At 36.4% G+C, this 12,640-nt stretch carries 14 protein-coding genes and 1 other annotated feature; of the genes, 13 read left to right on the top strand and 1 reads right to left on the bottom strand.

The features are described from left to right. The first annotated feature begins 283 nt into the window (after positions 1–283). From KJS44_RS01205 to fba, 4 genes are all read left to right on the top strand, one after another. A complete protein-coding gene (locus tag KJS44_RS01205) occupies positions 284–676 on the top strand; it encodes a DUF1934 family protein (protein ID WP_017144535.1) in 393 nt (130 codons plus the stop codon). Beyond that, entirely contained in the window at positions 673–2,316 is a 1,644-nt protein-coding gene (gene argS, locus KJS44_RS01210; protein ID WP_008691214.1) for an arginine--tRNA ligase, read from the top strand. Before KJS44_RS01205 ends, argS begins: the two co-directional genes overlap by 4 nt. 17 nt (positions 2,317–2,333) lie before the next feature. Next, positions 2,334–2,657: a DNA-directed RNA polymerase subunit delta gene (gene rpoE, locus KJS44_RS01215; protein WP_008691215.1), complete on the top strand. Its 324-nt coding sequence runs from the start codon at positions 2,334–2,336 to the stop codon at positions 2,655–2,657. Between the two features lie 124 nt (positions 2,658–2,781). Beyond that, entirely contained in the window at positions 2,782–3,651 is an 870-nt protein-coding gene (fba, locus tag KJS44_RS01220) for a class II fructose-1,6-bisphosphate aldolase (protein ID WP_008691216.1), read from the top strand. Between the two features lie 31 nt (positions 3,652–3,682). Here fba and KJS44_RS01225 read toward each other — a convergent pair whose 3' ends face one another. Beyond that, positions 3,683–4,384 (bottom strand): VanZ family protein, encoded by a 702-nt coding sequence (locus KJS44_RS01225; RefSeq protein WP_008691217.1) that lies wholly within the window; start codon positions 4,382–4,384, stop codon positions 3,683–3,685. A gap of 135 nt (positions 4,385–4,519) precedes the next feature. On the opposite strand from KJS44_RS01225, the gene KJS44_RS01230 reads away from it, so the two are divergent. From KJS44_RS01230 to rpmE, 9 genes are all read left to right on the top strand, one after another. Further along, complete coding sequence (locus KJS44_RS01230) at positions 4,520–4,834, top strand: hypothetical protein (protein ID WP_008691218.1); 315 nt, start codon at positions 4,520–4,522, stop codon at positions 4,832–4,834. Further along, positions 4,809–6,314, top strand: coding sequence for an RDD family protein (locus KJS44_RS01235; RefSeq protein WP_008691219.1), 1,506 nt, complete (start codon positions 4,809–4,811; stop codon positions 6,312–6,314). Before KJS44_RS01230 ends, KJS44_RS01235 begins: the two co-directional genes overlap by 26 nt. Positions 6,315–6,544: 230 nt before the next feature. Further along, positions 6,545–6,750 (top strand) — a binding site (T-box leader). 33 nt (positions 6,751–6,783) lie between these two features. Next, positions 6,784–8,754, top strand: coding sequence for a methionine--tRNA ligase (gene metG / locus KJS44_RS01240; RefSeq protein WP_008691220.1), 1,971 nt, complete (start codon positions 6,784–6,786; stop codon positions 8,752–8,754). Then, on the top strand, positions 8,755–8,946 hold the full coding sequence (locus KJS44_RS01245; RefSeq protein WP_008977731.1) for a hypothetical protein: 192 nt from the start codon (positions 8,755–8,757) through the stop codon (positions 8,944–8,946). Positions 8,947–8,952: 6 nt separating this feature from the next. After that, a complete protein-coding gene (locus KJS44_RS01250; RefSeq protein WP_008691222.1) occupies positions 8,953–9,141 on the top strand; it encodes a hypothetical protein in 189 nt (62 codons plus the stop codon). Positions 9,142–9,460: 319 nt separating this feature from the next. After that, positions 9,461–9,832: a GntR family transcriptional regulator gene (locus KJS44_RS01255; RefSeq protein ID WP_008691224.1), complete on the top strand. Its 372-nt coding sequence runs from the start codon at positions 9,461–9,463 to the stop codon at positions 9,830–9,832. Further along, positions 9,825–10,715: an ABC transporter ATP-binding protein gene (locus KJS44_RS01260; RefSeq protein WP_008691225.1), complete on the top strand. Its 891-nt coding sequence runs from the start codon at positions 9,825–9,827 to the stop codon at positions 10,713–10,715. Before KJS44_RS01255 ends, KJS44_RS01260 begins: the two co-directional genes overlap by 8 nt. Continuing rightward, on the top strand, positions 10,708–12,162 hold the full coding sequence (locus KJS44_RS01265; RefSeq protein ID WP_226897130.1) for an ABC transporter permease: 1,455 nt from the start codon (positions 10,708–10,710) through the stop codon (positions 12,160–12,162). The genes KJS44_RS01260 and KJS44_RS01265 overlap by 8 nt, the downstream gene beginning before the upstream one ends. Before the next feature lie 179 nt (positions 12,163–12,341). Next, positions 12,342–12,545, top strand: coding sequence for a 50S ribosomal protein L31 (gene rpmE / locus KJS44_RS01270; RefSeq protein ID WP_008691228.1), 204 nt, complete (start codon positions 12,342–12,344; stop codon positions 12,543–12,545). Positions 12,546–12,640: the final 95 nt, after the last annotated feature.

The following is a 12,640-nucleotide window of genomic DNA, read 5'->3' on the forward strand; positions in this document are numbered from 1 at the left end:
TACTCAACTTGTATCCAAATGATGAAGATACCTCGTTTCAATTGGATAAATATGATAACGAAGTTTTGGAAAAGGTTAAAAAAATAAGATTTAATAAAACTTTCTACACTGCATATTATAAAAATAGAACATCCAATTATAGAATAATATTCCATGATTAGATTATCATGTTGAATAAAAAAGTAAGGGTAAGCACAAAATCATAAAAAAGTTTAAATTTCCATAAAAAAGGCTTGCACCTTAGCCTATTTCTGCTATAATGCTCATGATAAGTGGTGAAAGCATGAAAAAACACGTTACGTTAAAGCAGACACATCTGGGTACAAAGCAGAAAAACATTTTATTTAAAGGCTATTTAGAACTGTTGCCAGAGCAAGACAACATTTCTTTTCATTATATAGAGAGTGATCAAACAACCGTGGTGGAAGTGCGTGCAGAACAAGATAGTTTTTATCTAAAACGCAGTGGCGAAATGATAACTGAATTATGCTTTCGGGAGAATGAAAAAACAAGAGGAACGATCCGTTCGGAATATGGAACCATAGAACTTACATTATTTACGCATAAATATATTCAAAAGGATAATATTATCGCTGTAGAATATGATGTCATGGTGAATGGGGAAGTGAGCGACAGTTTTCGTTTCTTATGTACGATGAAGGAGGTTATGGCATGAATCAGATTGAAACAAACTTAAAGAAGGCGTTAGCAGATGCTGCTAAAAAAGCGTTTGATACAGAAGTGGAAATTGAAAAGATCGTAATTGAAATCCCTAAAGACAAAAGCCATGGTGATTATTCTACAAACCTGGCCATGCAACTGACAAGATTATTGAAAAACAATCCACGTGTCATTGCGGAAGCGTTGCAGCAAAACCTGGATATGGAAGCAGCTGCTATTGAACATTGCGAAATAGCCGGGCCGGGGTTTTTAAACTTCAAAATTAAAAATACATCTCTTGCACAGATTATTAAAACCGTATTGGCGCAAGGAGATAACTTTGGACATAACGAAACAGGAAATCATGAACGCGTAAATGTAGAATATGTTTCAGCGAACCCAACGGGTGATTTACACCTTGGTCATGCTCGTGGTGCTGCATGGGGTGACAGTATTACACGTTTAATGAAAGCAAGTGGTTATGATGTGACACGTGAGTATTATGTGAATGATGCCGGTAATCAGATTGTCAACTTGGGAAAATCGTTGCAGGCACGTTACCGTGAATACTTAGGTCTTCCATTTGTATTACCGGAAGATGGTTACCATGGCGAGGATGTTAGAAAGATTGCCGTTAAACTTGCGCAAACATATGGTCAGACGTATGCAGAAGAAAATGACGAAAATTTGAAGTTCTTTAAAGAAAAAGGCATCGCGTTTGAATTAGATAAGATTAAGTGCGATCTGGATAATTTCCGCGTTCATTTTGATGTTTGGAGCAGTGAACAAAAGATCAGAGATGATGGAAAAGTAGAAAAAGCCTTAGAAGTGTTGCATGAAAAAGGGCTGACCTATGAAGAAGAAGGTGCGCTTTGGTTTAAAACAACACAGTTTGGTGATGATAAAGATCGTGTTTTACGTAAAACTGACGGTTCTTATACATATCTGGTACCTGATATTGCATATCATAAGGATAAGTTAGACCGTGGTTTTGACTTACTTGTTGATTTGCTGGGGGCTGATCATCATGGCTATATCCCAAGATTAAAGGCTAGTATTCAGGCGTTAGGAAACGATCCTGAAAAATTGCAGGTAGATATCATCCAGATGGTTCGGCTTGTAGAAAACGGTGAAGAAGTGAAAATGAGTAAACGTTTAGGGAATGCGGTAACCATACGTGAACTCTGTGATGAGGTAGGCGTTGATGCTGTCCGTTATTTCTTTGTACAACGTGCCGTTGATACGCATCTGGATTTTGACCTTGGTCTGGCAAGAAAACAAAGCAATGACAATCCAGTATACTATGCACAGTATGCACATGCGAGAATATGCTCTATTTTACGTCAGGCACCTGATTTTAAGGAAGCAACAAACTATGATTTGCTGACGCATGAAAAAGAAATTTCATTGATGAAATATATCAATGAATTCACAAATGTCGTAAGTGATGCCGCTAAAACAAGAGCGCCACATAAAGTATGTAACTATATACAGAAACTGGCCCAGCATTTCCATAGTTTCTATAATGCATGTAAAGTTATTGACCCTGAGCATGAAGCGTTGTCCGCACAACGTCTGGCTCTTTTAAAAGCTACACGAATCACATTAAAAAATGCACTGTTTCTGATTGGTGTTGATGCCATTGAAAAAATGTAGGAGGAAAAGCGTTTACTATGAAAAAAGCAATGATTGATATAGCCTTCGATCTCATGAAAACTAAGAAAAAGGCTGTTACATTTTTAAAAATATGGGAGGAAGTCTGCCAGATTGCCGGTTTTACAAAACAACAAGAAGAGGATAATATCGCACAGTTCTACAGTGATTTGTCTCTTGACGATCGTTTTGTATGCGTAGGTGAAAACCGCTGGGATCTGCGTGAGCGTCACACATATCATGAAGTTGTTGTAGATACAGAAGAAATTCTGATTGACGAAGAAAGTGATGAAGAATTTGAACATGAAGCTGTGGCTGAGAAAACAGCGGATGAAGAATACTAAGCATGGGGTACCATGCTTTCTTTTGATATTATAGGCATTTTCAAAATTATATGGCAGAAAAGCTTTTCAAAAAGATAAAAATGAAGTAGAATAAGAGTGTAAAATTGACAAGGAGGAATTTAAAATGGCATTAGTTTCTGCAACAGAAATGCTTAACAAAGCACATGAAGGTCATTATGCTGTTGGTGCATTTAACATCAACAACATGGAATGGACGAAAGCAATCTTATTGGCAGCTGAGGAAGCAAAATCCCCAGTTATGTTAGGAGTATCTGAAGGTGCTGCTAAATACATGTGCGGATTTAAAACCGTAGTCGCTATGGTAAAAGAAATCCACGACAATTTGGGAATTACAGTTCCAGTTGCTCTGCACTTGGATCATGGTTCTTACGATGGTGCGAAAGCATGTATCGAAGCTGGTTTCACTTCAGTAATGTTTGATGGTTCTCATTATGCATTTGAAGAAAACTTAGAAAAATCAAAAGAAATGATCGAACTGGCTCATTCAAAAGGTTTATCTATTGAATGTGAAGTTGGTGGCATCGGTGGTGAAGAAGACGGTGTTACTTCCATGGGTGAATTAGCTGATCCTCAGGAATGTAAGACAATTGCTGAATTAGGCGTTGATTTCTTGGCTGCTGGTATCGGTAATATCCATGGTAAATATCCTGCAAATTGGGCTGGATTGAACTTTGAACGTCTGGGCGAAATCCAGAATGTTACAAATGGTAAGCCATTAGTATTACACGGTGGTTCAGGTATCCCTGCAGATCAGATCGCAAAAGCTATCTCTTTAGGTGTATCTAAGATTAACGTTAACACAGAATTACAGTTGGTTTTCGCAGCTGCAACTCGTGAATACATCGAAGCTGGTAAAGACACAGAAGGTAAAGGTTATGACCCTCGTAAATTGTTAAAACCAGGTGCTGATGCAATCAAAGCAAAAGTTATTGCTATGATGGAAGAATTTGGTTCTGCTGGTAAAGCTGAATAATATACAAATCAGAAAATGAAAAACACATCCTTTAAAGTGATGTGTTTTTATATGGTTGATTATGCAGATGGTAGATACTGTATAAGGGAAGATAACATAATAAGGCACCGCCAAAATTCAGAATGAAATCATCAATATCCATCGTACCGGTTAAGGTGAAAAACTGTGTTACTTCAACTGCGATTATGATACATGCTATACAGGGAAGATAACATCTAGCTTTCTTCATACATGGAAATAACTTTGGTAAAAAGAAGGAAAAAGGCATAAATGCAATGAAATTACCAAATAAATTGATAATAGCGATTTGATTGGAAATGGCTGGTATATCGAAAATAATCATCATCTGCTTAATGGTTTTAAAGGGCATAAGATTGGTTCCGTTTTCCCACTGTATCTGCAAGGCCGTTCCATAATTTCCATCCAACAGATTTACTTTATCGCGCGCAAAATCAGCTGAAAAAAATAACAAATAAGCCAATTGGAAGACATATACTAGAAACAGCAACATCCATATCTGATGTTGTGCATCATGGAGAATATCCTCGTTTTCATGAGTGTGGTAAAATATCCATGGGAGGATTCCCAACACGATGATAGAGCCAGTAATCATCAATATGGCATCGTTGGAAAAAGGTGTTTTAAACAAGAGCAGATATAAGGTATGAATCAGTCCGGCCGGTAAGATGCCGAACAGTAGAAAATCTATTATTTTTTGATGCTTTTGTACCATAAGAGTCCGCTCCTTTCATAGGACTTTATCATATAAGATTTTATGCGATGTTGCAAGATAAGAAACCTTAAACTTTTCTTAAAGCATATACAAATCATGAATCTGTAGTATAATATGCATGTGAGGTTTAAGATAATGAAATTATATACTTGTGAACAATGCCATGCCCCAATAAAACTAAGTATCCTAAAGGGGAATGTGCATATCGTCTGCCCATCTTGCCATCAGAAGTATCAATTGAATACGATGAGTGTTAAAAAATATATGCTCATACCATTCGTATCTGTGGCAATTGCTGTTAGTAGCAGTTTACAGCTCTTACAGGGGAAAACGATTGATGTTAAGTTTATTTATATATTAGGTGTTTCTTTCGTGAGTGCTGCACTCATGGAATGGCTATGTGTAAAAGCAGGTATCCTGCGTTATGAAAAAAGTGAAGAAATTGGGTGAAACTATGCAGAAAGTAAAGAAAAAAATAGGAACCTCAGTTCAGAAATATCGTTATATTGAAAAGAAAGATTTCGGTGACAGACTTCTTTCTTTTATGTTAGATGTGAGTGTAGCTTTATCTCCCATGATGTTATGGAATATTGTCATGCTTGCCGTCTTAGGAAGCTTAATGAGCTTTTCTGGTGTGAAAGTTGTGAATGTGATTGTCGGTGTCATGATGATCGGGTCCATTTTCTTTTTAAATACTATCATTTGTCGTAAAACAGGTGGACAGAGTCTGGGAATGTATTTATATGATTTTCAGCTTATCAGCATCAGTGGAAAGAAAGCGAATATTCGTCAGATGTATATGCGAGATCTTATTGGTTTTGCAATACCATTTGTAGTGTTGATGCTATTCACTAGTATTTTTGGTGTTATGGCATATTGGCTGTTAAATGGCATCGTGGTACTAGCGGACAAAAAACATCGCTCCTTAATTGATTTTCTGACACGTACCTGTGTGGTTAAAATCGTAGGTTCTACTTTTATAGCAGAGTCAGTAAAAGAAACGGTAAAACAACCATCGATTAGTGAAGCAGCTGCTCAGAAAACCGTTTCTATAAATAGCGTTGATTTGCATATTCATTCCAATTTCAGTATTGGTGCTGACTATAATATCGAAGAAATTTTTCAGAGCGCAAAACGTCAAGGACTTAAAACCATTTCGATCACAGATCTAAATACAACAAAATCAAATGCCATCGCTTTACGAATGAGTGAATTGTATGGAATACGTTATGTGAATGGTGTGGAAATTTTAGCCGATCTGCATGGGCATACAGTACATGTGCTTGGTTATTTTGTAGATTATCAAAATGAATTGTATAGAACGATTGAAAATGATGCTTTATTGGCGGAAAAACGTGCTAGTATACAGCGTGTGCGTCTATTTGAACAATATCTTGGAAAGCAAATCCATGTAGATGATTTGTTGGAAAATAACCGTTTTCAACAGATATCCGGTGAAATGATTGCACGTCATGTTTTAAATCATCCGCGTTTTCAAGACTGTGAGATAATAAAACCCTATTTATTAGGGAAAATGAAAAATCCTTATCACCAGTTAGCAACTGATTATTTTGCGCAAGGGAAACCATGTCATGTAAACGCAAAACATCCATCTTTACAGGACGTCTTAGATGTAATTTCCTTAAGTAATGGTATTGCCATCCTGGCAAATCCATATCCTTTATTTGAAAAAGATGAAAATCTCCTGATACTTGCATTACAGATGGGGATAGAAGGTTTGGAAGTATTCCGTCCAGATTATAAACGCAAAGAAATGGCAACGTTAATGCAATTGGCGAAAGATCGAAAATTGCTGATTACTTGTGGAAGTGATTTTTATAAAGAAGGTACGGGCAGAACAATTGGAGAGTGTCATTGTCCAAAAGAAGCAGAGCCACTCATCGATATGTTGCTTTACGCGAAAGAGTAAGAAGAGAGTAATCTCTTCTTTTTCATAAGATTTGTTTAGATGAGGCGATAGAAAGGAAAATCGAGGACTTTACATCTCATTATCAAAAAAGGAAGCTTTCAATATTCTTGTAAGGAGCAGTGCCATCTACATAAGCACACAGGTAAGGCTTTTATATCTTCATCTTTTTTCGTGATTTCGTTTTGAAAACCTTGCCAATGGGCAGAATATTCTATATAATGATAACTGATAGAAAGGTAAAGACAGGAAGAGTATTTTTATGAAAGCCTTACAGAGAGTGAATGGCTGGTGAAAATTCACAGGTGAAATAAAAAGAAGATGGCCCTGGAACCGTTTTTCTGAATAGTCAGGAAAAAACGTAGCATCGGCGTTAACGATGTTAAGGTGTACAGCAAGTACATAAATAAAGGTGGTACCACGAACTTTCGTCCTTTGGCGGAAGTTTTTCTTTTATAAGGAGGCGTATGTTATGTGTAAAGAATGTAAAAAAGGTAAATATTATATCACAACTGCAATTACGTATACATCCGGCAGACCACACATTGGGAATACATATGAAATTGTATTAACCGATGCCATTGCCAGATATAAACGTCAGCAAGGCTATGATGTGTTCTTCCAAACCGGAACGGATGAACATGGACAAAAGATTGAAGAAAAGGCAAAAGAAGCCGGTGTAACACCAAAGGAATTCGTAGATAAAGTTGCCGATATCGTACGTAAGAATTTTGATATGATGAATACTTCTTATGATTATTTTGTACGTACAACGGATGAAGGACATGAACGTCAAGTACAGAAAATCTTCAAAAAACTGTATGAACAAGGCGATATCTATAAAGGAAAATATGAAGGCATGTATTGTACTCCATGTGAATCTTTCTGGACCGAGAGTCAATTGATTGATGGAAAATGTCCGGATTGTGGCAGACCTGTACAAAAGGCAACAGAAGAAGCTTACTTCTTCAATTTGCAAAAATATGCACCTAAGCTAATCAAGCATATTGAGGAACATCCGGAATTCATTCAGCCAGAATCTCGTAAGAATGAAATGATCAATAACTTCTTAAAACCGGGATTACAGGATCTATGTGTTTCCCGTACATCTTTTAAATGGGGTATACCGGTAGACTTTGATCCAGATCATGTTGTGTATGTTTGGATTGATGCATTGAGTAACTATATCACTTCTCTGGGCTATGATGCTGATGGTAATCATGGCGAAAACTATAAGAAATATTGGCCGGCAGATGTGCATATCATAGGTAAGGATATTCTTCGTTTCCATACGATATATTGGCCAATCATGCTGATGGCCTTAGGGGAACCACTGCCAAAACAGGTGTTCGGTCATCCTTGGCTGTTGGTTGGCGATGGCAAGATGTCAAAATCAAAAGGCAATGCCATTTATGCGGATGAATTGGTCCACTATTTTGGTGTGGATGCGGTACGTTATTTCGTATTGCATGAGATGCCATTTGCACAGGATGGAACTATTACCTGGGATTTGATGGTAGAACGAATAAATTCTGATTTAGCAAATGTCTTGGGAAATCTGGTAAACCGTACGATTTCTATGCAGAATAAATATTTTAATGGTGTGATTTCTAATCCATTAGAACGCGAGGATATTGATAAGGAACTAATGGACTTAGCGTTGGATACACCAAAACGAGTAGCTAAGAAAATGGAAACATTGCATGTCGGTGATGCCATTGAAGAAATCTTTACTTTATTAAAGCGTTGCAATAAATATATTGATGAAACAACACCTTGGGTATTAGGTAAAGATGAAAGTAAGAAAGATCGCTTGGCAACTGTATTGTACAACCTATTGGAAAGCATTCGTATTGCCGCTGTCTTACTAAGCAGCTTTATGCCGGAAACTGCTGAAAAAATTCTGGATGAATTAAGTACATCAGAGCGTTCAGCTGAAAGTCTGGAAGAATTCGGTAATTTGGAATGTGGACATACAGTAGATGCGAAACCAGAAATTCTGTTTGCCCGTATCGATGTCAAAGAATTTATGGAAACCTTAGAAAAGGATAAAGCAAAAGAAGCAAAGGAAGCTGCTAAAGCAAGCAAAAAAGCAGAAAAGAAAGAAGCAATTGAACCTTCTGAAATCACTATTGATGATTTCACAAAGATTGAATTAAAGGTAGGTACGATTATTGCGGCCGAAAAACATCCGAAAGCGGATCGTTTGCTTGTTGAACAAATCGATTTGGGAACAGAAACACGTCAGATCGTCAGTGGTATCGCAAAAACATTTGAACCAAAAGATGTCATTGGTAAAAAAGTCGTTGTCGTCAGCAATCTGAAACCGGTGAAATTGCGTGGAGTAGAGAGTCAGGGTATGATTCTTTGCGCAAGCAATGATAAGGATTTAGATATTGTGACAATTTTAAAAGATTTGCCAAATGGAACGAAGGTGAGCTAATTGGATAGCAAGTATGTGATGTTGTCAATGGGAACGGATATCTTATTGATTTTTATCTCCATCTATTTTATTTATCATGGAGTACACACGGATCAAATCGTTTTTTCCGTTATAGCGGCTGTTTTATTGATTATCGCAGTGATTCGTCTGATTATCTTTGCAATTGCTTTTATGAAGCATGGAGATGAATAAGGCTATATGGATGTGAAACAAAAAACCGCATTGTATAGCGCTGCAGTTGTTTTGATGATAGCCGGTGGTGGCTTTCTCTTAAAAGGGCTGTCCTCTAGTAACATCGCATTTCTTTTGATTGGTAGTATTTTATTGGCTATGGGAATTGCCAGATATCTCATGGTGAAAAAACTTATGAAGGAGCATGAAGATTGATCGTCTTTGTGCTTCTTTTTTTATTATTTTTAATTGTTATGGAAAATCTTATTGTGATGTAGAAGGAACAATTATTTCTTACGATAATTTCAATATCTTAGTTTCGCCGTCAAAAAAAATTGATAATTTGTGAATTAGCTAAGTTCCGTTATCACTTTTCATCATCTGTTGTTAGTAAGAAATAGGCTTACAAATGATAATAGCTTAAAGGCGATTGAAGAGAAATATAAAAGAAATACATATCGATCCTTGACAGATATGAAAATATGGTATACTGTATTAGTGTACTAGATACAGTAATACAGTTGGAGGTGAGATGATGTTTCTCATAGATGTACAAAGTAAAACGCCAATATTTGAACAATTAAAAAAACAGATATTGGAATTTATCTCCATTCAGGTCTTGTCACCTAATGACAAGTTACCCTCTGTACGTTCGCTTGCATCACAATTAGGTGTAAATCCCAATACGGTTGCCAAGGCATATCAGGAATTGGAAACACAAGGCTATATTTATACCGTGAAAGGGAAAGGCTGCTTTATCTCAGATAATGATACAGACGCACAGATTCGCTTAGAAAAAATGAAGGAATTTAAAGATAAGGTAAAAGAAATGAAGAAATATCATATTGGGAAAGATGGTCTTTATCAGACAATCAATGAAGTTTATGAGGAGGAATATCATGATTGAAATAAAAGCGTTATCTAAAAATTTTGGTTCTCATATCGTGTTAACAGATGTAAATCTGAACATTCCGGATGGTAGTGTATTTGGTTTGATCGGGCCCAATGGTGCCGGAAAATCTACATTGCTGCGCATATTGTCAGGAATCGTGAAACCGGATGTCGGTGGGGTTTTGTATGATGGAAACAATGTATATGAAAACCCTGAAGTAAAACAAAATATCCTAATGATCAGTGATGATCCACATTATTTCTTCCATGCCAGCATAGCAGATATGAAAGAATTTTATAAAGTATGGTATCCGCAATTCAATGAACGTATTTATCATCAGTTTCTTTCAATCTTTAAATTAGATGAGAAAAAACCGATGGCAGATTTCTCCAAAGGTATGAAGCGACAAGCTTTTATTGCCATTGCGCTTGCGATTGCACCTAAATATTTATTTTTAGATGAAGCCTTTGATGGGTTAGATCCTATTATGCGTCTTACCTTTAAACGAGCTATCATGGAAATGATTGAAGAAAAAGAAATGACCGTGATTATCAGCTCACACAATTTACGAGAGATGGAGGATATTTGTGATAGCTTTGGTATTTTGGAAAATGGGAACATTTCTACCAGTGGTGATTTAGATACAACAAAGGATAATATCCATAAGATTCAACTGGCTTTCCCAAAAGAAAAAGAGAAAGAAGACTTTGCTCAGCTTGATCTGTTATCCATTCATATTCAATCCAAAGTCGTGAATCTTGTCGCAAAAGGCAATATTGATAAGATTCAGAATTATTTAAAAACCATGAATCCATTGATGATGGAAATACTGCCGGTGAATTTAGAAGAAATCTTTATTTATGAAATGGAGAGAAAGGGGTATGGTCTGTATGAATAAGCTCTTTAATCAACAATATTTCAAATATTTATATAAAAGTAATCGACGCCTGCTTATTCTGATCTGGGCAATCTTATTTATTTGTATCTGTTTCTTTACTACCATTTTCACGATAAATGATTTTACTGCTTACAGCGAAGTACAAACATTTGTCACTGCAATGAGTGGGTTCTGTGGTATTAGTATTTCGATGTTTGTGCCAATTTATTTCTTTCGCTTCCTTTATCGGAAACGCAGCTGTGATTTATATTTCGGCTTGCCGATTCGTAAAAAGGAATTATTCTCTACAACCTTTCTCTTTGGCTATCTGGCTATCCTGATCCCGATTGCAGTATACTTTTTATCAACTTCGATCATTGCCAGCCAATTCATGAATGTGTTATCCTCAACAATCTTAATGAACATCAAGGTCATGGGTTTCTTTGCTATCTTCATGTTATGTATACAAGCTATCATTTGCTTTTTGTGTATTCGATGTAACACGATGATGGATGCTTTATTTATTAGTGGAACTTATGTGATTTTACCTTTTATCTTATACATTTCGATGAACATCTTCTTAAAGGAACAGGTAAATGTCATCACACTAGGCTATGGGAACTATATAGAATATATCTTTAATACAGATACTATTTTAACGTTTCTAAGTCTTCCTTATGCGGCATTGCGAAATGTAGCTTACCTTTTTGATTATTCACCAGATTGGTTATCCATCTTTTATTGGATCATCCTCTGTGCGATTGCTCTTTATTTCGCCTATCACTATTTTATCAATCGAAAAGCTGAAGATAGTGAGCAGCGTACAACATTCTGGTTGGGCTATTCATTCATTATTCTTATCGTAACCTTCTGTATGATTCTAGCTGTCCAAACAGCGAGAGGTGTTTCTCTGCTTGTCGGGTTAACGATTATATTCTTTATGTATTTATTCCTTGTTTTCTTTTCAAAAAGGAAAATCGTCTTAAATATAAAAACGATTACTGTCTTTGTCGGTCTGCTTATTGGCAGTGCAGCATTTGGTCAGGCATTCCAATATACACATGGCTTTGGCGTAGTACAAGAATTACCACAGTTGGAAAAAGTAAGTTCGGTAAATATAGAAGTTGTAATGAGCCAAGAAATTAACCATAATAAAACGACTATAAATGGACTTTCCTTAGTAGGTAAGACAAAGAATGAAACGTTAAATAAAAGCATCTATGAGCTGCACAATGATGTGCTAGATGTCTGCACAGATAAGCATGAGGGTGGCTCAACACAAATTACCTTCCTATATACGTATCGTAACGGACGATATATGAGTCGAACTTATAGTATAGGAGATGCTGTAACAAAGGGAATCATCCTACCTAAATTTGATGAATATCATGAAGAGGCTAAGCAAGGTAAGATCAACGCATCCGTAGACTATACGTATACTGTTTCAAATGATGTGATAAATTATTAATGAATTCTGCCATAAGCCTTTCTTATGATGATTATGAAGAGGGGAATGGCTATAAAAATTTAATGTATTTTACCATCTTTTTCGCGAGAAACACTTGCGATTTGAAAAAAGTGTTGCTATAATGGTATAGCACTTACTTTGGACCCACCTGAGGTCTAAGGCGGAAGGAGAGTAAAATTATGAAAAAAGGAATTCACCCAGAATACCACCGTATCATGGTGAAATGTACTTCTTGTGGAGCTGAATTTGAAACAGGTTCAACAGCGAAAGAATTACGTGTTGATACTTGCTCAAACTGTCATCCATTCTTCACTGGTCGTCAGAGATTTGCTGCTGCCCAGGGACGTATCGAGAAGTTTAACAAGAAATACGGACTTAAATAAGAACACACATAAAAAAGAGGGTAACCTCTTTTTTTCTTTCATAGGGAAGCCTAGCCTTTCATAATTGAATGGTATTGAGGCAATTGTTTCCAATC

Source organism: Longicatena caecimuris (assembly GCF_018406465.1).
Taxonomy (GTDB): Bacteria; Bacillota_I; Bacilli_A; order Erysipelotrichales; family Erysipelotrichaceae; genus Longicatena; species Longicatena caecimuris.